Annotated in this window: 19 protein-coding genes; 9 read left to right on the plus strand and 10 right to left on the minus strand. The window is 55.5% G+C overall.

What is annotated here, in order from left to right:
* The first annotated feature begins 189 nt into the window (after window positions 1-189).
* On the plus strand, window positions 190-1,875 hold the full coding sequence (gene fadD / locus ABLV07_RS05365; RefSeq protein WP_348853588.1) for a long-chain-fatty-acid--CoA ligase FadD: 1,686 nt from the start codon (window positions 190-192) through the stop codon (window positions 1,873-1,875).
* A gap of 242 nt (window positions 1,876-2,117) precedes the next feature.
* Window positions 2,118-3,233 (plus strand): ribonuclease D, encoded by a 1,116-nt coding sequence (gene rnd / locus ABLV07_RS05370; RefSeq protein WP_162184108.1) that lies wholly within the window; start codon window positions 2,118-2,120, stop codon window positions 3,231-3,233.
* 96 nt (window positions 3,234-3,329) lie between these two features.
* Here rnd and minE read toward each other — a convergent pair whose 3' ends face one another.
* From minE to minC, 3 genes are read right to left on the minus strand one after another with little or no spacing between them, the layout of a single operon-like run.
* The gene (minE, locus tag ABLV07_RS05375) at window positions 3,330-3,599 is read right to left on the minus strand and encodes a cell division topological specificity factor MinE (protein ID WP_015366053.1); all 270 of its coding nucleotides are present in this window, start codon (window positions 3,597-3,599) and stop codon (window positions 3,330-3,332) included.
* A gap of 3 nt (window positions 3,600-3,602) precedes the next feature.
* On the minus strand, window positions 3,603-4,415 hold the full coding sequence (gene minD, locus ABLV07_RS05380) for a septum site-determining protein MinD (RefSeq protein ID WP_015366054.1): 813 nt from the start codon (window positions 4,413-4,415) through the stop codon (window positions 3,603-3,605).
* 23 nt (window positions 4,416-4,438) lie between these two features.
* Complete coding sequence (minC, locus tag ABLV07_RS05385) at window positions 4,439-5,140, minus strand: septum site-determining protein MinC (RefSeq protein ID WP_015366055.1); 702 nt, start codon at window positions 5,138-5,140, stop codon at window positions 4,439-4,441.
* 126 nt (window positions 5,141-5,266) lie between these two features.
* Here minC and ABLV07_RS05390 point away from each other — a divergent pair, with 126 nt between their 5' ends.
* The 3 genes from ABLV07_RS05390 to ABLV07_RS05400 all read left to right on the plus strand — a co-directional run bounded on the left by ABLV07_RS05390 (window position 5,267) and on the right by ABLV07_RS05400 (window position 6,765).
* Window positions 5,267-5,548 (plus strand): YcgL domain-containing protein, encoded by a 282-nt coding sequence (locus tag ABLV07_RS05390; protein ID WP_026612271.1) that lies wholly within the window; start codon window positions 5,267-5,269, stop codon window positions 5,546-5,548.
* Window positions 5,549-5,565: 17 nt separating this feature from the next.
* Window positions 5,566-6,225, plus strand: a complete 660-nt coding sequence (locus tag ABLV07_RS05395) for a fumarylacetoacetate hydrolase family protein (protein WP_047058132.1) — start codon at window positions 5,566-5,568, stop codon at window positions 6,223-6,225.
* A 93-nt stretch (window positions 6,226-6,318) separates the two neighbouring features.
* Window positions 6,319-6,765, plus strand: a complete 447-nt coding sequence (locus ABLV07_RS05400; protein ID WP_047058133.1) for a YcgN family cysteine cluster protein — start codon at window positions 6,319-6,321, stop codon at window positions 6,763-6,765.
* A 521-nt stretch (window positions 6,766-7,286) separates the two neighbouring features.
* Here ABLV07_RS05400 and ABLV07_RS05405 read toward each other — a convergent pair.
* The 3 genes from ABLV07_RS05405 to nhaB form a co-directional block, all read right to left on the minus strand.
* Window positions 7,287-7,631, minus strand: coding sequence for a DUF1971 domain-containing protein (locus ABLV07_RS05405; protein WP_015366061.1), 345 nt, complete (start codon window positions 7,629-7,631; stop codon window positions 7,287-7,289).
* Between the two features lie 119 nt (window positions 7,632-7,750).
* Window positions 7,751-8,281, minus strand: a complete 531-nt coding sequence (dsbB, locus tag ABLV07_RS05410) for a disulfide bond formation protein DsbB (RefSeq protein WP_015705844.1) — start codon at window positions 8,279-8,281, stop codon at window positions 7,751-7,753.
* Between the two features lie 132 nt (window positions 8,282-8,413).
* Window positions 8,414-9,964 carry a sodium/proton antiporter NhaB gene (nhaB, locus tag ABLV07_RS05415; protein ID WP_045360616.1) on the minus strand — a complete coding sequence of 517 codons (1,551 nt, stop codon included), beginning with the start codon at window positions 9,962-9,964 and terminating at the stop codon, window positions 8,414-8,416.
* A gap of 235 nt (window positions 9,965-10,199) precedes the next feature.
* On the opposite strand from nhaB, the gene fadR reads away from it, so the two are divergent.
* On the plus strand, window positions 10,200-10,919 hold the full coding sequence (gene fadR / locus ABLV07_RS05420; RefSeq protein WP_015366064.1) for a fatty acid metabolism transcriptional regulator FadR: 720 nt from the start codon (window positions 10,200-10,202) through the stop codon (window positions 10,917-10,919).
* A gap of 52 nt (window positions 10,920-10,971) precedes the next feature.
* Here the strand turns inward: fadR and ABLV07_RS05425 are convergent, their stop codons facing one another.
* Complete coding sequence (locus ABLV07_RS05425) at window positions 10,972-12,504, minus strand: SpoVR family protein (RefSeq protein WP_015705842.1); 1,533 nt, start codon at window positions 12,502-12,504, stop codon at window positions 10,972-10,974.
* A 321-nt stretch (window positions 12,505-12,825) separates the two neighbouring features.
* Between ABLV07_RS05425 and ABLV07_RS05430 the strand changes: the two genes are divergently transcribed.
* The gene (locus ABLV07_RS05430) at window positions 12,826-14,124 is read left to right on the plus strand and encodes a D-amino acid dehydrogenase (protein WP_032711913.1); all 1,299 of its coding nucleotides are present in this window, start codon (window positions 12,826-12,828) and stop codon (window positions 14,122-14,124) included.
* A gap of 9 nt (window positions 14,125-14,133) precedes the next feature.
* A complete protein-coding gene (gene dadX / locus ABLV07_RS05435) occupies window positions 14,134-15,204 on the plus strand; it encodes a catabolic alanine racemase DadX (protein ID WP_032711912.1) in 1,071 nt (356 codons plus the stop codon).
* Between the two features lie 16 nt (window positions 15,205-15,220).
* Here dadX and ABLV07_RS05440 read toward each other — a convergent pair whose 3' ends face one another.
* Entirely contained in the window at window positions 15,221-16,954 is a 1,734-nt protein-coding gene (locus ABLV07_RS05440) for a potassium/proton antiporter (protein ID WP_015366069.1), read from the minus strand.
* Between the two features lie 90 nt (window positions 16,955-17,044).
* The gene (gene ldcA / locus ABLV07_RS05445; protein WP_032711911.1) at window positions 17,045-17,959 is read right to left on the minus strand and encodes a muramoyltetrapeptide carboxypeptidase; all 915 of its coding nucleotides are present in this window, start codon (window positions 17,957-17,959) and stop codon (window positions 17,045-17,047) included.
* A 95-nt stretch (window positions 17,960-18,054) separates the two neighbouring features.
* Here ldcA and emtA point away from each other — a divergent pair, with 95 nt between their 5' ends.
* A complete protein-coding gene (emtA, locus tag ABLV07_RS05450) occupies window positions 18,055-18,666 on the plus strand; it encodes a membrane-bound lytic murein transglycosylase EmtA (protein WP_015366071.1) in 612 nt (203 codons plus the stop codon).
* Window positions 18,667-18,712: 46 nt separating this feature from the next.
* Here the strand turns inward: emtA and ABLV07_RS05455 are convergent, their stop codons facing one another.
* The gene (locus ABLV07_RS05455; protein ID WP_015366072.1) at window positions 18,713-20,833 is read right to left on the minus strand and encodes a TonB-dependent siderophore receptor; all 2,121 of its coding nucleotides are present in this window, start codon (window positions 20,831-20,833) and stop codon (window positions 18,713-18,715) included.
* Window positions 20,834-21,045 lie beyond the last annotated feature (212 nt).

Genomic DNA, 21,045 nt, shown 5'->3' on the forward strand with positions numbered 1-21,045 from the left:
GAATAGAAACAGCGGCTAGCCCGCTGTTTCGTGTTTTTTAGTCTCATAAGAAAAATAAATAGTGACGCGCTTCGCAACCTGAAAAACGCCTAATTAATAAACTGGTACGCTGAGTTAATATAATGTTAACAAAATGTTTGTTGATCAGGGGCTGTGATGACGACGAATAACTATTTCAGAGGTGAAGCAGTGAAAAAGGTTTGGCTAAACCGTTATCCCGCCGATGTTCCGGCGGAGATAAATCCTGACCGCTATCAATCCCTGGTTGAATTGTTTGAACACGCCACCACCCGTTATGCCGATCAGCCGGCATTTATCAACATGGGCGAGGTGATGACCTACCGCAAGCTGGAAGAGCGCAGCCGCGCTTTCGCCGCTTATCTCCAGCAAGGTTTAGGGCTACAGAAGGGCGATCGCGTCGCGCTGATGATGCCTAACCTGCTGCAATACCCGGTGGCGCTGTTTGGGATCCTGCGTGCCGGAATGATTGCCGTCAACGTTAACCCGCTGTATACCCCGCGCGAACTGGAGCACCAGCTCAATGACAGCGGCGCGGCGGCGATTGTGATCGTTTCCAACTTCGCACATACCCTGGAGAAAGTCGTTGATAAAACCCAGGTAAAACACGTCATCCTGACGCGGATGGGCGACCAGCTCTCCACCGCCAAAGGGACGTTAGTCAACTTTGTGGTGAAATACATTAAGCGGCTGGTGCCGAAATATCATCTACCGGACGCCATTTCATTTCGTAGCGCCCTGCAGCATGGCTACCGTATGCAGTACGTGAAGCCGGAAATCGTCGCGGACGATCTGGCTTTCCTGCAGTACACCGGCGGTACCACCGGCGTGGCGAAAGGGGCGATGCTGACCCACCGCAATATGCTGGCTAACCTCGAACAGGTGAATGCGACCTACGGTCCGCTACTGCACCGCGGTAAAGAGCTGGTGGTGACCGCGCTGCCGCTCTATCACATCTTCGCTTTGACCATGAACTGCCTGCTGTTTATCGAACTTGGCGGGCAGAACCTGCTGATTACCAATCCGCGCGATATTCCGGGTCTGGTAAAAGAGCTGGCAAAATATCCCTTCACCGCGATGACCGGGGTGAATACCTTGTTTAACGCGCTATTGAACAATAAAGAATTCCAGCAGCTTGATTTCTCTTCGCTGCATCTTTCCGCCGGCGGCGGCATGCCGGTGCAGCAGGTGGTAGCGGAGCGCTGGGTGAAACTGACGGGTCAGTATCTGCTGGAGGGCTACGGCCTGACGGAGTGCTCGCCGCTGGTGAGCGTCAACCCGCATGATATCGACTACCACAGCGGCAGCATCGGCCTGCCGGTGCCATCGACCGAAGCCAAGCTGGTCGATGATGACGATAATGAAGTCGCGCCGGGTGAGCCGGGCGAGCTTTGCATCAAAGGGCCGCAGGTGATGCTGGGCTACTGGCAGCGTCCGGATGCCACCGATGAAATCATTAAAGATGGCTGGCTGCATACCGGCGATATCGCGGTGATGGATGATGAAGGCTTCCTGCGGATCGTCGATCGTAAAAAAGATATGATTCTGGTTTCCGGTTTTAACGTCTATCCGAATGAAATCGAAGATGTTGTGATGCAGCACTCCGGCGTACAGGAAGTGGCAGCCGTCGGCGTACCCTCCGGCAGCAGCGGTGAAGCGGTGAAGATCTTTGTGGTGAAGAAAGATGCCGGGTTAACCGAAGAAGCGCTGATTACTTTCTGTCGTCGCCATTTGACCGGCTACAAAGTGCCGAAGCTGGTGGAGTTTCGTGATGAACTGCCGAAATCCAACGTCGGCAAAATTTTACGACGAGAACTGCGTGACGAAGCCCGTGCTAAAGTAGACAATAAAGGCTAAGCAACGAGTGAGTCGCCCTGCGCCGGCTAAGCCGGCGTCCAGATTACTGACAAAGAAGGAAAAAGCGTGGTTTTTCCTTCTTTGTGGTTATCGGCCGAAAATCAATAAATTGATTTTCCTTGTTATTTGTCTGGTGCAATCTGCAAGCCCAACGATTGCATGAGGTTTGTGATTAATCTCGCGCCGGCTAAGCCGGCGTTTTTTATGGGCGCAAGTTAAGAGAGTATGATTTGAACTATCAGATGATCACCACCGACGATGGCCTGCGCGCTATCTGTGAAGCGGCAAGTTCGGCGCCCGCGGTTGCGCTGGATACCGAGTTTGTTCGCACCCGCACCTACTATCCGCAGCTTGGTTTGCTGCAGCTGTTCGACGGCAAACAGGTTTCTCTGATCGATCCGTTGACCATCAACGACTGGGCGCCGATGCGCGAGCTGCTGCTTAACCAAAATGTCACCAAATATCTGCATGCGGGCAGCGAAGATTTAGAAGTCTTCCTCAACGCGTTCAACCTGATGCCGCAGCCGCTGATCGACACCCAGATTCTGGCCGCTTTCTGCGGGCGCCCGATGTCGTGGGGCTTTGCTTCAATGGTTGAAGAGTATTCCGGCGTCGCGCTGGACAAAAGCGAATCACGTACCGATTGGCTGGCCCGACCGTTGACCGAGCGTCAGTGCGAATACGCGGCCGCCGATGTCTGGTATCTGTTGCCGATCGCCAGCAAATTAATGGCGGAAACCGACCATGCGGGCTGGCTGCCGGCAGCGTTGAACGAGTGCCACCTGATGCAGCAGCGCCGTCAGGAAGTCCTTGACCCGGCGGAGGCGTGGCGGGAAATCGGCAATGCCTGGCAACTGCGTACACGTCAGCTGGGCTGCCTGCAGTTGCTGGCGGAGTGGCGTCTGCGCAAAGCGCGCGAGCGTAACCTGGCGGTGAACTTTGTGGTACGCGAAGAGCATCTGTGGAGCGTGGCGCGCTATATGCCGACCAGCCTCGGTGAGCTTGATAGTCTGGGTTTATCCGGTAGCGAAATTCGCTTCCACGGCAAAACGTTGATTAGCCTGGTTGAGAAAGCGCAGGCCTTGCCGGAATCTGCGCTGCCTGAGCCATTGCAAAACCTGATCGATATGCCGGGATACCGCAAAGCCTTTAAAGATATTAAAGCGCTGGTACAGGAAGTGAGCGCCGAGAAGGGCGTGAGCGCCGAACTACTGGCGTCTCGCCGCCAGATCAACCAACTGCTGAACTGGCACTGGCAGCTGAAAACCAAAAACGGCGAGCCGGAGCTGGTTTCCGGCTGGCGCGGTGAATTGATGGCCGAGCGTCTGAACGCGCTGCTCAACGACTATCCTCGCTAGCGCCTGGTGTCATTCAGGCCATAAAAAACCGGCCGCGCGTTGCGTGGCCGGTTTTTTTTAATGCTACGGCGAGATGCCGTTAATGCGACAACAAGGTCAGGGTTTCGACTCTTCAGCTTCTGGCAGGGTCACGTTCAGCTCGAGAATCGAAATATCACCATCACGCTGTTCCAGCTGAACGCTGACCATCTCAGGGTCTATCTGCACGTATTTACAGATGACCTCCAGGATATCTTTGCGCAGCTGCGGCAGGTAATGCGGTTCCGCGTCGCCGCGGCGGCGCTCCGCGACGATGATTTGCAGGCGTTCTTTCGCAATGTTAGCCGTGTTCTTTTTTCGCGAGAGAAAAAAGTCGAGTAATGCCATAATTTATCCTCCGAACAGGCGTTTGAGGAAACCTTTCTTCTCTTCTTCGATGAAGCGGAAAGGACGTTCTTCTCCGAGCAGACGATCCACAGTATCCGCATAGGCTTTACCCGCATCTGAAACGGTATCCAGAATGACCGGCTCGCCCTGGTTCGATGCGCGCAGCACGGACTGATCTTCCGGAATCACGCCCACCAGATTGATGCGCAGAATTTCCAGCACGTCTTCCATGCTCAGCATGTCGCCTTTGTTCACGCGACCTGGGTTGTAGCGCGTCAGCAGCAGGTGCTCTTTGATCGGCTCGTCGCCATTTTCCGCGCGGCGGGATTTGGAGGCCAGAATGCCAAGGATACGGTCGGAGTCGCGCACGGAGGAGACTTCCGGGTTAGTGGTGATGATGGCTTCGTCAGCGAAGTACAGCGCCATCAGCGCGCCGGTTTCGATGCCTGCCGGGGAGTCGCAGACAATAAAATCGAAGTCCATCTTTTTCAGTTCTTCAAGAACCTTATCTACGCCTTCGCGGGTCAGCGCGTCTTTATCACGGGTCTGAGAAGCCGGAAGGATATAGAGATTTTCAGTACGCTTATCTTTGATTAGCGCCTGATTGAGAGTGGCATCGCCCTGGATAACGTTGACGAAGTCATAAACCACCCGACGCTCGCATCCCATAATCAGGTCGAGGTTACGCAGGCCGATATCGAAGTCGATAACGACAGTTTTCTTTCCCTTCTGGGCCAAACCAGTAGCGATGGCCGCGCTGGAGGTGGTCTTACCAACGCCCCCTTTACCCGAAGTCACAACAATAATGCGTGCCATAGAAATTCCTTGTTAAAAAGGGATTAATTGAACGGTTGAATTGTCAAAGCACCGTCGCCTAAACGCAGGCGCGCCGCTTTGCCATAAAATTCAGCTGGGATGTTATCGCTCAGCCAATATTCCCCTGCGATGGACACCAGTTCCGCCGAGAGGTTAGTACAAAATATTTGGGCATCTCTGTCGCCGCTTGCGCCAGCCAGCGCACGTCCCCGCATCATGCCATACACATGGATGTTACCATCAGCGATAAGTTCCGCTCCGGCACTCACATGGTTTGTAACAATTAGATCACAGTGTGGCGCATAAATGCGCTGACCGGAACGTACCGGCAGATCAATCAAACGCGTTTTTGTGATCGGCGTAGCAACTGGTGGCGGTTCAACGGGTTCCGGCGGCGGCGCCTGACGAACGATTTTCTCTTTTCCTTCCGTCAGTAGCGGGATCCCGGCGCGGTCGATTTCCGTTTTCAGGCGGGAAATTTTACAACCGCTCACCCCCATGATGCGTAAACCGGTGGCGACGATAGCTTCATGCATCGGGCGCCAGTCGACGCTCTCTTCAATACTGCTGATGTTGACCACGACCGGTGCATGACGTAAAAAAGCGGGAGCCTGGGCGATTTTGTCTTCTAACGCCTGACGAATAACCTCGGGATTTGCATCGTGCAAATGAACGACAGATAAGGTGAAGCTACTGCCCTTAAGTTCGATTGGCGTATTTGACATCCTGGCCTTACTCAATTTGCTGTTTATCATCCGCCGAAGTGCGGTGATATTCCGAAGACTAAAAGGCATGTTATAGTCACTCATATATTGAGGCAAGTGACCACGGGTCTAATTCCGAGTAAAACTATGTTTTGTGTGATCTATCGAAGTACTAAACGTGAACAAACCTATTTATATGTCGAAAAAAAGGACGATTTCTCGCGCGTCCCGCCGGAACTGATGGCAAGCTTCGGCACCCCGCAGATGACCATGCTGCTGCCGCTCGACGGGCGCAAGACGCTGGCTAACGCTGACCTCGAAAAAGTAAAACAAGCGCTCGTCGATCAGGGCTATTACCTTCAACTTCCTCCCCCTCCTGAGAATCTACTTAAGAAACACCTCGCGGAACAGGGGAATAAATCCGATTAACCCATTGAGGGAAAATAATGTACCAACATCATAACTGGCAGGGTGAGTTACTGGATTATCCAGTGAGCAAAGTGGTTTGCGTTGGCAGTAATTACGCAAAACATATTAAGGAGATGGGCAGCGCGATGCCGGAAGAACCGGTGCTGTTTATTAAACCTGAAACGGCGCTATGCGATATCCGCCAGCCGTTGGTACTGCCTGAAGGATTGGGCTCGGTGCATCATGAGGTTGAACTGGCGGTGCTAATTGGCAGCACCTTGCGCCAGGCCAGCGAAGACCACGTGCGTAAGGCGATTGCCGGTTATGGCGTGGCGCTGGATCTCACCCTGCGTGATATTCAGGGCAAGATGAAAAAGGCCGGGCAACCGTGGGAGAAAGCTAAGGGGTTCGATAACGCCTGTCCAATCTCCGGTTTTATTCCTGCCGCCGAGTTCAACGGCGATCCGCAAAATATGCCGCTAAGCCTGAAGATTAATGGTGAAGTTCGCCAGCAGGGGACGACTGCGGATATGATTCATAAGATCGTACCGCTCATTGCCTATATGTCGCGCTTCTTTACGCTGAAAGCGGGCGATATCATTCTGACCGGGACCCCGGAGGGGGTCGGGCCGCTCGCCAGCGGCGATGAGCTGGAAGTCGGCTTCAATGGTTTGACGTTATCCGCCCGCGTGCTGTAACGTCCGCTTGCCGCCTTTTGGGGCGGCAAAACTTGCATCGGCGTGCCAGACTGGTTATAAGGTGCACCCTGAATTGTAATGACGGACATCCCAATGAGCGAACAACCTTTCTGGCAACAAAAAACACTGGATGAAATGACCGACGCGGAGTGGGAATCACTGTGCGACGGCTGCGGACAGTGCTGCCTGCATAAGCTAATGGATGAAGATACCGACGAGATTTACTTTACCAACGTCGCCTGCCGTCAGCTCAACCTTAAAACCTGCCAGTGCCGTAACTACGAGCGTCGCTTCGAGTACGAACCGGACTGCATCAAACTCACGCGTGATAATCTGCCGACCTTCGAATGGCTGCCGCACACCTGCGCCTATCGCCTGCTGGCGGAAGGTAAAGCGCTGCCGCACTGGCACCCGCTGCTGACCGGCTCAAAAGTGGCGATGCACGGCGAACGTATTTCCGTGCGCCATATAGCGGTAAAAGAGTCTACCGTCGTCGACTGGCAGGACCATATTTTAAACAAACCAGACTGGGCGCAGTAAACTCATCAAAATATTAGAACCGGGCATTCCCTGCCTGCGCGGCCCGGTTCTTTGTTCGCATTAATATCCCATCATTCTCAATGCCAGCCAGATAATCCCCGCCCACAATAAAGCGCATGGAAAAATAACAACACTAAGCGAACGCCAGCCGTTTCTACTCATCGGAAACCCCACATTTAAGTCATCATCACCAGGTGTGTTTGGCATTTCATCATCGGCGCGGGGGCGGGGAACTTTAGGAATATTTGTAAAGCAGATGTAGAAAAAAATAGACCCGGCGCGGTGGCCGGGCTGAGAGGGCGTTGACGAGCTGCCAGGTCACCCCGGCGCGGTGACTACTTGCGGCGATCAGATGGGCAGGAAACTCATCATTAAATACGCGACGACAATGCAGATTAGCGTCATATACCAGACTATGCTCATGGTGACTTATCCCATTTCAGACTCAAACAAGACGAGCCTTTCGGATAACGACTTTAAACATCCGGACGTCGATGATCAACCGCTTGCGCATCAGGGGATTAGCTTTTCTTTGCGTGGAACAGGCCGTCTTCGCCGTGGCTTTCATCCTCAACCCAGAAGTTAATATTGAACTGGGCATCATCGCTGAGCTCGATACGGTGCCAATACTGCGGTGGGCTGGTGGCGAACTGCCCGGCGTTAATGACGACCTTCACCTCCGGCTCGGTAGCCTGCTCGTCATGAAAACCGTAGTAAGTTACCGTTCCTTCCATGACGCACAGCTGACCGAAAACGTTAGCGGCAGTATTGTGATGGGTGAGCAGCGCCGCCGGAACATTTTCCTTAGTGAAGAACGGAGTGGAGCGTTTAACTTTCCAGTTAGCCGGGATACGCAGGTGAGACATGGTGAGCTCCTCAGTGGATGTATATAAGATGTATTTAATATGCATCTTTAAGGGGGCGTCGTCAACTTACAGGCATAAAAAACGCCCCCGAAGGAGCGTGTACTATCTGGCAGGATAACTTAACGGCCGAACAGATCGCGTTTTTTAGCCTTAAATGGCTGAGCGATCAGTACCAGCAGACCGATGACCAGATAAGCGGCAAAGATGCCTACCAGCCACTGCGGCATCTCCAGCGTCAGGAATTCCCACTGGCGCACGGAGCAGTCGCCGGTGGCGACGAATACCTGCGGCAGCCATTTATCCAGCGGCAGCCACGTCGGGAAACGCGCGGCGAAATCGCAGGTCTGGAACGGAGAAGGGTGCAGCTGAATCATGGTGTGCTCCCAGGCTAACTGTAGACCGCGCAGAGCGCTGTATAGCCAGATCAGCAGCGCGACGTAGCGCAACGGAGTTTTCGGCGCGATAGCGCCCACCAGACCGGCGCCCATAATGCCAAACAGAGCGCAGCGTTCATAAATACACAACACGCAGGGCTGCAGCAGCATCACGTGCTGGAACCACAGCGCCACTAATTCAAGTATAAAAGCGGTTAACGCCATCAAGAGCCAGGCGCCGCGTCCCCGTGAGCACTGGTTTAAGTATTGCAACATAATCATTTCCCTGGAACATGCTAAATCATGGCAGTGTAAACGAAAACTACCGCGACGCCATCCGCTAGTCGGAAAATATTACGTAAATGAATATTCGTTACCCGGGGTGAACCCGGGTAACGGGCTGCGCAATTACGGCAGTATTGGGGTGGTCAACCAGCCGTGGCTGAGCATCCACTGGGTGGCCGGCATCAACAGGGTTTCGACGCACAGCAGGCCGACCAGCGTTAACACGATGGTATAAGGCAGCGCCATCCACACCATTCTGCCATAAGAGAGGCGGATCAGCGGCGCCAGCGCCGAGGTCAACAGGAACAGAAACGCCGCCTGGCCATTGGGGGTGGCGACGGAAGGCAGGTTAGTACCGGTATTAATGGCGACCGCCAGCATTTCAAACTGCTGCAGGCTGATAACGCCATGCTCCAGCGCCGCTTTTGCTTCGTTGATATAGACCGTACCGACAAAGACGTTATCGGAGATGGACGACAGCAGGCCGTTAAACAGATAGAACAGCGATAGCTGAGCGTGTGGCGAAGCTTGCAGGACGAACTCAATCACTGGGGCAAACAGATGCTGATCGATAATCACCGCTACGATGGCGAAAAACACCGTCAGCAGGGCGGTAAACGGCAGCGCTTCGGTAAAGGCTTTACCGATGGCGTGCTCGTCGGTCACGCCGGAAAAGGTGGTTGCCAGCACGATAACGGAGAGGCCAATCAGGCCAACTTCCGCCAGATGCAGGGCGAGGGCGGCAATCAGCCACACGCCGATGATACCCTGGGCGATAAGGCGCATCCGATCCTGGCGGCTGCGGCTCTGGCGGCTACGGTCGTCGAAATCCTGCAATACCTTGCGCACCGGTATTGGCAGCGGCTCGCCGTAGCCGAACAGACGAAATTTTTCCAGCAGCAGGCAGGTTATCAGGCCGCACAGGATAACCGGCAGGGTTACTGGCGACATCCGGATAAAGAACTCACCGAAGTGCCAGCCGGCGGCTTTGGCGATAATCAGGTTCTGCGGTTCGCCGACCATGGTCATCACGCCGCCGAGGGCGGTACCGACGCCGGCGTGCATCATCAGGCTGCGTAAAAAGCTGCGGAACTGTTCGAGCACGTCGCGGTAATGCTGATCGATGTGGCTGTCATCAAGCATGTCGTTATCATCAGGCCGCGCGGAGGCGACGCGATGATAAATGCCGTAAAAGCCTACTGCCACGCTAATGACCACCGCCACGACGGTGAGCGCGTCGAGGAAGGCGGAGAGAAAGGCGGCCGCAAGGCAGAAGGCCAGCGACAGCAGCATCTTGCTGCGGATCCCCAGCAACAGACGGGTAAAAATAAACAGCAATAGCTGCTTCATGAAATAGATCCCGGCCACCATAAACATCAGCAACAGCAGGACTTCGAGATTATTGGCTATCTCTTCGCGGATATGTTCGGGGCTGGTCATACCGATCAGCACCGCTTCTATCGCCAGCAGGCCGCCAGGCAGTAGCGGGTAGCATTTGAGCGCCATCGCCAGGGTGAAGATAAACTCCACCACTAACAGCCAACCGGCAACAAATGGTTGCAGATAAAACGCCAGCGGGTTAACCACCAGGAAGATAATCAGGAGAAGCTTGTACCAGTCTGGCGACTGGCCAAGAAAATTGCGCCACAGGGCGCGGCCATAAGACATTTCCACGACAGAGGTCCTTCCGTCAAACAACATGATTTTATGCGTAACTATTGCAAGATTACCAGTTGAGTAAAAAGGGAAGCAACTTTCTTCGCGGCGCATGACAGGTAATGGAAGGCGTTAAGCAAAAGCTGAAAATGAAACGGCGATCCCCTTTTAATTACTTTCAGATGCTATCTGGCGTATGACTGCTCTGGTATGATGAGTGCAATTTGCAACGCTGTGTAATGGAAATCTTACTATGGTCATTAAGGCGCAAAGCCCTGCGGGTTTCGCGGAAGAGTACATCATTGAAAGTATCTGGAATAACCGTTTCCCGCCTGGATCTATTCTCCCTGCTGAACGTGAACTTTCTGAACTGATTGGTGTGACCCGAACAACTCTGCGCGAAGTGTTGCAACGTCTGGCCCGTGATGGCTGGCTGACTATCCAGCACGGTAAACCGACGAAGGTGAACAACTTCTGGGAAACCTCCGGACTGAATATTCTTGAGACGCTGGCGCGCCTCGACCATGATAGCGTACCGCAACTGATTGATAACTTGCTGTCGGTGCGCACCAATATCTCGACGATTTTTATTCGTACCGCCTTCCGCCAGCACCCGGACAAAGCGCTGGAGGTACTGTCTACCGCCCGTGAAGTTGAAGATCATGCCGACGCTTTCGCCGAACTGGATTACAACATCTTCCGCGGTCTGGCGTTTGCCTCCGGCAACCCCATCTACGGTCTGATCCTCAACGGCATGAAGGGGCTGTATACCCGCATCGGCCGTCACTATTTTGCTAATCCGGAAGCGCGTAGCCTGGCGCTGGGTTTCTATCACCAGTTGGCGAAAGTGTGCGAAGAGAGTCAGCACGATAAAGTGTACGAAATCGTCCGCGCCTATGGCCACAACAGCGGCGAGATCTGGCATCGGATGCAAAAAACGCTGCCCGGCGATTTAGCCATTAATATGCGCTAAGTACGGCTCACTCTATAAAAATGCCCGGATAATCCGGGCATTTTTTTCAGCCTTACAGCGCGTTCTGCCGCGGCGGCGTGCGATCCAACAGCTCAACGCTGCCGTCGGCATTCTGCTGCTCAAGGATCACGTCAAAGCCCCACAGGCGGTGAACGTGTTTGAGTACCTCGCGGCGGCTCTTATCCAGCGGCACGCGGTTGTGCGGCACATAGCGCAGCGTCAGCGAACGGTCGCCGCGCAGGTCAACGTTCCAGACCTGAATATTCGGTTCGAGGTTGCTGAGGTTATACTGCGCCGACAGCTTAGAACGAATTTCCCGATAGCCTTCCTCATTATGAATGGCGGAAATCTCCAGGTAATTATTGTGGTCGTCGTCGAGTACGGTGAACAAGCGGAAATCGCGCATCACCTTCGGCGACAAGAACTGGCTGATAAAGCTCTCATCTTTAAAATCGCGCATTGCGAAATGCAGCGTCTCCAGCCAATCGGAACCGGCGATATCCGGGAACCAGTAGCGATCTTCTTCCGTTGGCGACTGGCAGATACGTTTAATATCCTGGAACATGGCGAAACCCAGCGCGTAGGGGTTGATCCCGCTGTACCACGGGCTGTTGTAGGGCGGCTGGAACACTACGTTGGTGTGGCTGTGCAGAAACTCCAGCATAAAGCGCTCTGTCACTTTTCCTTCGTCATACAGATGATTGAGGATGGTGTAGTGCCAGAATGTCGCCCAACCCTCGTTCATCACCTGAGTCTGTTTCTGCGGATAAAAATACTGGCTGACCTTACGCACGATACGCAGGATCTCGCGCTGCCAGGACTCAAGCAGCGGCGCGTTCTTCTCCATGAAGTACAGCAGGTTCTCTTGCGGTTCGGAAGGATAACGGCGGCTCGCCTCGATGGCTTTTTCCTCTTCCCGTTTTGGCAGAGTACGCCACAGCATGTTCACCTGGCTTTGCAGATACTCTTCGCGGCTTTTCTGTCGCGCCTTCTCCTCCTGCAGCGATATTTTCTGCGGGCGTTTGTAGCGGTCGACACCGTAGTTCATTAGCGCATGGCAGGAGTCGAGCAATTTTTCGACTTCATCGACGCCGTAGCGCTCTTCACATTCGGTAATGTATTTACGCGCGAATATAAGGTAGTCGATGATTGAGCTGGCATCGGTCCAGCTGCGGAACAGATAGTTGTTTTTAAAGAAGGAGTTGTGCCCATAACAGGCGTGCGCCATCACCAGCGCCTGCATGGTAATGGTGTTCTCCTCCATCAAATAAGCGATACAAGGGTTGGAGTTAATGACTATCTCATAGGCCAGACCTTGCTGACCGTGTTTATACGCCTGCTCGGTTTCGATAAATTTTTTGCCGAACGACCAGTGGGGATAGTTGATCGGCATCCCGACGCTGGAGTAGGCGTCCATCATCTGTTCGGAGGTGATCACCTCGATTTGATGCGGATAGGTGTCAAGACGATACAGCTTCGCCACCCGATCGACCTCGGCGAGATAGGTTTCCAGCAGTTCAAAAGTCCAGTCGGGTCCATCGCTTAACCGGGTGGTGTCCCTGTTCATGGAATCAATCGTAGCCATTAGCGCGCCCTCGTTGTTGGTGGTTCTCTCTTTGTGGAGAACCTCTTATCAAGCATAGAACACGCCATAACAAACTGCGTCTGCGGGTAATTTCTTTTCTTCGCGATTTCACAATCCTAAAGGCCTTAATTTAACATTTGAGCAGCATTTTATACTGAGGAAAAATAAAGCGCAGCAGGAGATCGTAAATCTCTGGTGTCAGTGCTGGTGCGGTTTGGTGTGAGATAAGTCACCATAAATAAAGCGTATGTTGAATAATATTTTCATCTGGGTTATCAATTTGTAATTAGATGATTGTTCTTTAACTATTACGGAGTGGCTATGCGAGTCGTCATACTGGGAAGTGGGGTGGTTGGGGTAGCGAGCGCCTGGTATTTAAGCCAGGCGGGACATGAGGTGACGGTTATCGACCGTCAGCCAGGGCCCGCTGAAGAAACCAGCGCCGCCAACGCCGGGCAGATCTCTCCCGGCTACGCGGCGCCGTGGGCGGCGCCGGGCGTGCCGCTGAAGGCGATTAAATGGATGTTCCAGCGCCATGCGCCATTGGCGATTGGCCTTGACGGCACGCAGTTCCAGCTCAAGTGGATGTGGCAGATGTTGCGTAACTGCGATACCCGCCACTATATGGAAAATAAAGGGCGTATGGTGCGCCTGGCGGAATATAGCCGTGATTGCCTGAAAGCGCTGCGTGAAACCACCGGTATCCAGTATGAAGGCCGCCAGGGGGGCACCCTGCAGCTTTTCCGCACCGAAAAACAGTATGAAAACGCCACTCGCGATATCGCCGTGCTGGAAGAGGCCGGTGTGCCGTATCAACTGCTGGAAGCCAATCGCCTGCGCGAAGTCGAACCGGCGCTGGCGGAAGTCAGTCATAAACTGACCGGCGGCCTGCGCCTGCCAAACGATGAAACCGGCGATTGCCAACTCTTCACCACCCGTCTGGCGGCGATGGCCGAGGCGGCAGGAGTGATTTTCCGCTTTAATACCGCCGTCGATGCGCTGCTTTACGAAGGCGATCAAATCGCCGGTGTGAAATGCGGCGAGGAAATTATTAAGGGCGACGCCTACGTGATGGCGTTTGGTTCTTACTCCACCGCGATGCTCAAAGGGCTGGTGGATATCCCGGTCTATCCGCTGAAAGGCTACTCGTTGACTATTCCGATTGCCGAAGAGAGCGGCGCGCCGGTATCGACTATCCTTGATGAGACTTACAAAATCGCGATTACCCGTTTCGATAAGCGTATTCGCGTTGGCGGGATGGCGGAAATTGTCGGCTTCAATAAAGAGTTGCTGAAGCCGCGCCGCGAGACGCTGGAGATGGTGGTTCGCGATCTGTTCCCGCGCGGCGGCTACGTTGAGCAGGCCACCTTCTGGACCGGCCTGCGGCCGATGACGCCGGATGGTACGCCGGTGGTTGGCCGTACGCCGTACAAAAACCTGTGGCTGAACACCGGGCACGGCACGCTGGGCTGGACCATGGCCTGCGGGTCCGGGCAGCTTCTGAGCGACCTGATCTCCGGGCGTACGCCGGCGATCCCTTATGATGATCTGGCCGTGGCGCGTTACAGCCCGGGCTTTACGCCGGCTCGCGCTCAGCATCTGCACGGCGTGCATAACTAAGGAGCCTCCATGTCTCGTCCGGTAAAAGCCAGCATTGATCTGTCGGCTTTACGTCAGAATTTACAGATTGTTCGCCGCGCCGCCCCTGGGGCGCGCGTTTGGGCGGTGGTCAAGGCGAATGCCTATGGCCACGGCCTGGCGCGGATGTGGCAGGCGCTGAACGCCGCAGATGGATACGCATTGCTCAATCTCGAAGAGGCAATCCTGCTGCGGGAAAAGGGCTGGAAAGGACCGATTCTACTGCTGGAAGGGTTCTTTCACGCCGATGAACTGGCGCTGCTTGATAAGTATCGTCTGACCACCAGCGTACACAGCAACTGGCAAATTAAAGCCCTGCAGCAGGCTAAACTGCATGCGCCGCTGGATATCTATCTTAAAGTGAATAGCGGTATGAATAGGCTGGGCTTTATGCCCGAGCGAGTGCATACCGTCTGGCAACAGCTGCGATCGCTCGCCAACGTCGGTGAAATGACGCTGATGTCGCATTTCGCTGATGCGGAAAACCCGGAGGGCATCGCGGAGCCCATGCGCCGTATCGAGCAGGCGGTTGAAGGGCTGGACTGCCCGCGTTCGTTGTCGAACTCAGCGGCCACGCTGTGGCATCCGGAAGCGCACTTTGATTGGGTGCGTCCGGGAATTGTGCTGTATGGCGCATCGCCGTCGGGCCAGTGGCGGGATATTGCCAATAGCGGCCTGAAACCGGCGATGACCCTCAGCAGTGAAGTGATTGCCGTACAGACGCTGAAAAGCGGCGAACGGGTGGGCTATGGTGGGCTGTATCAGACATCCGGCGAGCAGCGCATCGGCATTGTCGCCTGCGGTTATGCCGACGGCTATCCGCGCGTCGCCCCGAGCGGCACGCCGGTGCTGGTCGATGGCGTACGCACCACCACCGTCGGGCGTGTTTCGATGGATATGTTGGCGGTAGATCTGACGCCTTGCCCGCACGCGGGTATTGGCGCGCCGGTCGAGTTATGGGGACAGGAGATTAAGATTGACGATGTCGCTGCGGCCAGCGGCACCGTCGGTTATGAATTAATGTGCGCCCTGGCGCCACGCGTGCCGGTAGTGACAGTGTAACTTTGTGTGAGGCGGATCACTCCGCCTCATCTTCCGCGACCCGCACACCCACCTTCAGTACGTGATCGTCCTCTTTTTCCGCGACCGTCCACACCATACCGGCAAACTCCACCTGATCGCCAACGACCGGCGCGGCGCCTAACAGTTGCTGTATCACATCGCCCAGCGACTGCTGATGCTCGCGAAACTCCTCGCCGCCGTCGAGGCCGTAGATCTGCGCCACGTCGGCGAATTTAGCTTCCGCATCGAGGATGAAGTCGCCAAAGAATCGCTGATCGAGAGAAACCGGCGGCGACTGGCTAAACATTTTACCCAGCGCCGGCAGGTCGCGCTCGCGGCCGATAACACAAAGAATATCGCCATCCATCAGCCGCGTGCTGCCGGTAGGATGCAGCAGTACGTTGTCGCGGAAGAGTGCCGCGATGCGCGTCTCCGGCGGCATGTGCAGGTCGCGCAACGCTGCGCCAACGCACCATTTATCATCACCCAACTGGTAGACAAACTGTTCCCACGGATTTTCCGGATGGATATCCAGCCCGACGCGTGAGATAGGCCAGCCGACCGGTGGTACCACGACTTTCGCTTTTTTCGCCGCCCAGGAGAGTGAGGTGCCCTGAAGTAGCAGTGAAATCAACACCACGAAAAAGGCGACGTTAAAGAACAGCCGCGCGTTCTCAAGCCCGGCCATCATCGGGAAAACAGCGAGGATAATCGGCACCGCGCCGCGCAATCCGACCCAACTGATAAACACTCGCTCGCGCAGATTAAAACCGCGGAACGGCAGCAGGCCGGCGAATACCGACAGCGGACGCGCGATGAAGATCATCCACATTGACAGCAGTAGCGCCGGAATCGCGATCGGCCACAGGTCGGACGGCGTCACCAGCAGACCGAGGACGAGGAACATGGCGATTTGCGCCAGCCACGCCAGGCCGTCAAAGTTTTGCAGAATGCCGTGGCGGTTGCGAATGGGTTTATTACCGAGCAGGAAACCGCAGAGATAGACCGCGAGGATACCGCTACCGTTAAGAGACGTGGTGACGGCGAAAATCATGATCCCGCCGCTTAGCGCCAGTAGCGGGTAGAGCCCGGTGGGCAGGACAATACGGTTAATCATCTGCAGCAGCAAATAGCCGCCGCCAAGACCAATAGCGATACCCAGACCGAACTGTTGAATGATATGCACCACAAACATCCAGCTCAGACCGGCTTCATGCTGCTGGATCATTTCAATCAGGGTAATGGTGAGGAATACCGCCATCGGGTCGTTACTACCGGATTCAATTTCAAGGGTCGAGCCGACGCGCTCGTTAAGCCCTTTTCCGCCGAGCAGCGAGAAGACCGCTGCCGCGTCGGTGGAGCCGACAATGGCGCCGATCAGCAGCCCTTCGATTAAATCGAGCTTGAATAGCCATGCCGCCATCATCCCGGTAAGGGCGGAGGTTATCAGCACGCCGACCGTCGCCAGCGATAGCGCTGGCCAGAGCGCCACGCGAAACGAACTGGCCTGGGTGCGCATACCGCCGTCCAGCAGGATCACCGCCAGCGCGAGGTTACTCACCATATAGGCGAAGGGATAGTTATCGAAAGGAATGCCGCCGATACCGTCAACGCCTGCCAGCATACCGATAGCGAGGAAGATAACCAGAATCGGGATGCCGAGGCGCGAGGAGAAAGAACTCAATAAAATACTGCAGGTTACTAAAACAGAACCCAGGATAAACAGACTAATGACCGCAGCGGCGTCCAATGTTCACGTACTCCTTGTCAGCGTGAAGGGGTGAAAATTACACCATTTTAACAATCCGCGCGTTTTCAGGATACTCGCGCAGAGGAATTTTTATTCCGCCAGCACCGGATGGCCGCTTATCGTTAACGTTGCGACAGAGGCGTTGTTGACCAGCCGTGCCCGTGCGCCAAGAGGCAAAGTCACGGTGCGCTGTTCATGACCGAATTCGAGTCCGGTGAGCAGCGGGATGGCGAGTTGCTGACGTAGCCAGGCGTAGACGGTGGGTAGATCGTAACCGTCGTCGTAGTCGTTGGGTTGCGCCCCGGTAAAGCTGCCGAGCACAATGGCCCGCTGGCGGGCAAGGATCCCGCTGTTGAGCAACTGCAGCAGCATACGCTCTACGCGGAACGGGTGTTCGTTGATATCCTCAAGCACCAGAATACCGCCGTCAATCTGCGGTAGCCACGGCGTGCCGATGAGCGACGTGACCATCGCCAGATTGCCGCCCCACAGGGTGCCTTCGGCGCGGCAGGTTGGGCCATCGCTTTGCCATTCGAGGGTAAACTCCGGTTCGCGCAGCGCCTGCCAGAAGTGATGTTTAGTAAACGCATTCAGGGTTTCAGCGCCGAAATTGCCCGCTAACATCGGCCCACTGAAGCTGATAGCGTTGGCTTTAGCCAGCAGTCCCATCTGGATGGCGGTGAAATCACTGTGGCCGCAGATAAGCAGCGGATCCTGCCGCTGGCGCGCGGACAATGCCTGCCAGTCGATTTGCGGTAGTAAACGGGTGGCGCCATAGCCGCCGCGTACCGCCAGCACGATGCGGTTTTTTCCCTCGAGGGCCGCAAGTTGATTAATATCGGCCAGGCGTTCGCTGTCGCTGCCGGCGAAACGCTGCTGTCGACGGGAGATCGCCTGTTGGTTCAGTACCTGATGACCGGCCTCCTGCAGACGGGCCACGCCAAGGGCCGCAGCCTGTTGATTGATACAGTAACCGGAAGGGGCGACCAGATAAAACTGAGACATGGCAATTCCTTGCAAAGAATGAAAGGGTTATCATGCCGCCTGGAACGTTTATTGTCATCTCCGTGCGGCAAACTTCAGCCAATAAGGATAGATGTGTGAAATTGAGATGGTTTGTTTTTTTATTTGTATTGTTGGCCGGTTGTAGCTCGAAGCACGATTACACCAATCCGCCGTGGAACCCGGAAGTCCCGGTGAAGCGGTCAATGCAGTGGATGCCGATCAGCGAAAAAGCCGGCGCCGCGTGGGGGGTAGACCCGCAGCTGATAACGGCGATCATCGCGATTGAGTCCGGCGGTAATCCTTCGGTGGTCAGCAAATCCGGCGCGGTAGGACTGATGCAGTTGAAGCCGTCGACCTCCGGGCGTGATGTCTATCAACGGATGGGGTGGCGTGGTCAGCCTTCGGTAAGCGAACTGAAGAACCCAGAGCGCAATATCTCGATGGGGGCCGCTTACCTGAGTATTCTGGAAAACGGCCCGCTGGCGGGGATTAAGGACCCGCAGGTGATGCGCTATGCGGTGGTGGTCTCTTATGCCAACGGCGCGGGCGCGCTGCTGCGTACTTTCTCGTCGAATCGCCAGGACGCTATTGACGAGATTAACGATCTCGATGCCGATGAGTTCTTTGAACACGTGGCGAAAAAGCATCCTGCCCCACAGGCGCCGCGCTATATCTGGAAACTGCAGAAAGCGCTGGACGCGATGTAATTCCTATCCTTGCGTTGCCTCCGGGAGGTTCCCGGAGGCAACGTTGTCAGAAATCGTAGCCCACGGTTGCCGTGACGCTGCGTTCAGCCCCCCAGTAACAGTTGCCGGTGCCGTAGCAGCCGGAAAGATATTCACGATCGCCGATATTATTCGCGTTAACCTGGATATAGGCGCCTTTCATCGCTGTCGACCACGCTCCGAGGTCGGCGCGCGCCATCGCATCTAGCAGGGTGACTGACGGTAAACGTTCGGTATTGGCGTCATCAGCCCACTGTTTACCGATATAGCGCACGCCCGCGCCAACAGTAATGCCCGCCGGCAATTGATAGCGCGCCCAGAAAGAGGCCATCTGATCTGGCGACAGCTGCGGCGTATTACTATCGGTGCCGTCTTTCGTGTCCTGGAAGCGCAGGCGATTCCAGGTATAAGAGGCAATAGTGCTCAATTGCGGCGTAATCTGGTTATGTGCTTCCAGCTCTACGCCCTGCGAATGCACTTTCCCGGCGGGAATATAGGTGGCGGTGGCAATGTTCGGGTCGCGGGTGGCGACATCCTTTTGCATCAAGTCGTATATCGCGATGCTATACAAATCGCTGCTGCCCGGCGGCTGGAATTTCAGGCCTGCTTCCACCTGTTCGGCGGTGGTAGGTTTTAATAACGTACCATCGGCGCCCGGCAGCATCGCCGGGGTAATCGCCTGGCTGTAGCTTAAGTAGGGCGAAAGGCCGTTATCGAGCGCGTACAGCAGCGAGGCGCGGCCGCTGATGTGATCGTCGGAGCGGCGGTTCGACGTGCCTGAGGTGTCGCTAACCTGCTGTGAAACGATGCGGTCGTAGCGCCCGGAAACATCAAGATGCCAGCGGTTCCATACCATCTCATCCTGCAGATAAAGCCCGGTCTGGTAATAACGGCGGTTATTATTATCGCTGTAGGTGATGGTATGCCCGGTTTGCGGCGTATAGCCGGTGAACGGGTTGAGTGGCGCCGCGTTGCCGGCGCCGGTCCACAAATCGTTGCGGAAGCGATGATACTCAGCGCCGAGGATTAGCGTATGCGCCAGTTCACCGGTCATAAAATCGGCGCGCAGGCGGTTATCGGTTGACCAGGCGTCCAGCGACCCGCGGGAACCGCTGTAGCCGCGGGAAAGCATGTCGCTGTCACCTACCCAGCCAACCTGATAAACCTGATCCAGCGAGACATTTGTATGGGTATAGCTGCCCGCGGAGTAGGCCGACCAGACATCGTTAAACTGGTGGTTGAACTCGTAACTGTAGATCTGTTCGCGGCGCTGGTAGCCATCGCCCGGATCGCCTTCATTGGTGCTGGGTGAAAGTTTACGGCCGTTGTGCGCGTAACGGGTGCCATCCAGCGGCAGAGAGCCGTGGTAGCCGCCTGAGGGATCTTTTTGCAGGTAGGCGCGCAACAGCAGTGAAGTATCGCTATCCGGCTGCCACAGCAAGGAAGGCGAAATCGCGTAGCGCTCTTCGCGGGTATGGTCATACTGCGTATCGCTGCTGCGGGTCATGCCGATGAGCCGCCAGGCCCACTGGTCATTGATGGCGTCGGTATAGTCAAAGGCCGCGCCCTTGGTATTTTGCGTGCCGCCGGTCAGGCGAAAGTGACCCTGCTGGCTGAACTGCGGCCGTTTGGAGGTCAAATTGACCACCCCGCCCGGTACGCTCTGGCCATAAAGGGCGGAAGAGGGGCCGCGGATGACGTCGACGCGCTCAATAAACCATGGATCGATCTGCAGCACGTTATGGCTGCCGCCATCGCTCATCAGGCGCATGCCGTCAAGGAACAGGTTATCGACGTCGCCGCCGTGGTAGCCGCGCAGCGAGATGGTATCAAAGCGCGTCGCGCCGCCGCCAAAACTGGAATAAACCCCCGGCGTATACTGGAGCGCCTGGCTTACGGTATTGGCGCCCTGATCGGCGATCTGCTGGCGGGTGATCACCGATACCGACTGGGCGGTAGTTATCAACGGCTGATCGGTTTTCGTGGCGCCGGTTGACGTTTTGGCGCTATAGCCTTGTGTCTGCGCGCTGGCGGAGTCGTCAGGCTTTGCGGTAACGATTAGAGTATCTTCCGCCTGCGCGGCGAGAGGGAAGGCGGCCGCGAGGGCGCACACCAGCGCGGAGCGTTTGAAGTAAACAGAGGAGATCATGCCATAATCCTGAATAGCGCGGTCTGGCACTCCTGTGCGCCGCCGCGGAAATAAACGAAATGCTTTTTCGTTAAAAATAATGCGAATTATTATCGTTTGCTTTTGCATGATCAAGCAAAATAGTCCTCCTCAGAGCAAGAAGACATTTTGCTGGCTGTCGAGCGGATGGTGGGGTGACGTCGATGGGAAAAGCGCGGCGAAGATATCGCCGC

Source organism: Klebsiella sp. CN_Kp097 (assembly GCF_040064495.1).
GTDB lineage: Bacteria > Pseudomonadota > Gammaproteobacteria > Enterobacterales > Enterobacteriaceae > Klebsiella > Klebsiella aerogenes.

What these genes read in the sequence shown, in the direction of transcription:
- rnd (WP_162184108.1), top strand. Translation starts at nt 2,118, where the DNA reads ATGATCACCACCGACGATGGCCTGCGCGCTATCTGTGAAGCGGCAAGT.
- minE (WP_015366053.1), bottom strand. Translation starts at nt 3,599, where the DNA reads ATGGCATTACTCGACTTTTTTCTCTCGCGAAAAAAGAACACGGCTAAC.
- minD (WP_015366054.1), bottom strand. Translation starts at nt 4,415, where the DNA reads ATGGCACGCATTATTGTTGTGACTTCGGGTAAAGGGGGCGTTGGTAAG.
- minC (WP_015366055.1), bottom strand. Translation starts at nt 5,140, where the DNA reads ATGTCAAATACGCCAATCGAACTTAAGGGCAGTAGCTTCACCTTATCT.
- ABLV07_RS05390 (WP_026612271.1), top strand. Translation starts at nt 5,267, where the DNA reads ATGTTTTGTGTGATCTATCGAAGTACTAAACGTGAACAAACCTATTTA.
- ABLV07_RS05395 (WP_047058132.1), top strand. Translation starts at nt 5,566, where the DNA reads ATGTACCAACATCATAACTGGCAGGGTGAGTTACTGGATTATCCAGTG.
- ABLV07_RS05400 (WP_047058133.1), top strand. Translation starts at nt 6,319, where the DNA reads ATGAGCGAACAACCTTTCTGGCAACAAAAAACACTGGATGAAATGACC.
- ABLV07_RS05405 (WP_015366061.1), bottom strand. Translation starts at nt 7,631, where the DNA reads ATGTCTCACCTGCGTATCCCGGCTAACTGGAAAGTTAAACGCTCCACT.
- dsbB (WP_015705844.1), bottom strand. Translation starts at nt 8,281, where the DNA reads ATGTTGCAATACTTAAACCAGTGCTCACGGGGACGCGGCGCCTGGCTC.
- fadR (WP_015366064.1), top strand. Translation starts at nt 10,200, where the DNA reads ATGGTCATTAAGGCGCAAAGCCCTGCGGGTTTCGCGGAAGAGTACATC.
- ABLV07_RS05425 (WP_015705842.1), bottom strand. Translation starts at nt 12,504, where the DNA reads ATGGCTACGATTGATTCCATGAACAGGGACACCACCCGGTTAAGCGAT.
- ABLV07_RS05430 (WP_032711913.1), top strand. Translation starts at nt 12,826, where the DNA reads ATGCGAGTCGTCATACTGGGAAGTGGGGTGGTTGGGGTAGCGAGCGCC.
- dadX (WP_032711912.1), top strand. Translation starts at nt 14,134, where the DNA reads ATGTCTCGTCCGGTAAAAGCCAGCATTGATCTGTCGGCTTTACGTCAG.
- ldcA (WP_032711911.1), bottom strand. Translation starts at nt 17,959, where the DNA reads ATGTCTCAGTTTTATCTGGTCGCCCCTTCCGGTTACTGTATCAATCAA.
- ABLV07_RS05455 (WP_015366072.1), bottom strand. Translation starts at nt 20,833, where the DNA reads ATGATCTCCTCTGTTTACTTCAAACGCTCCGCGCTGGTGTGCGCCCTC.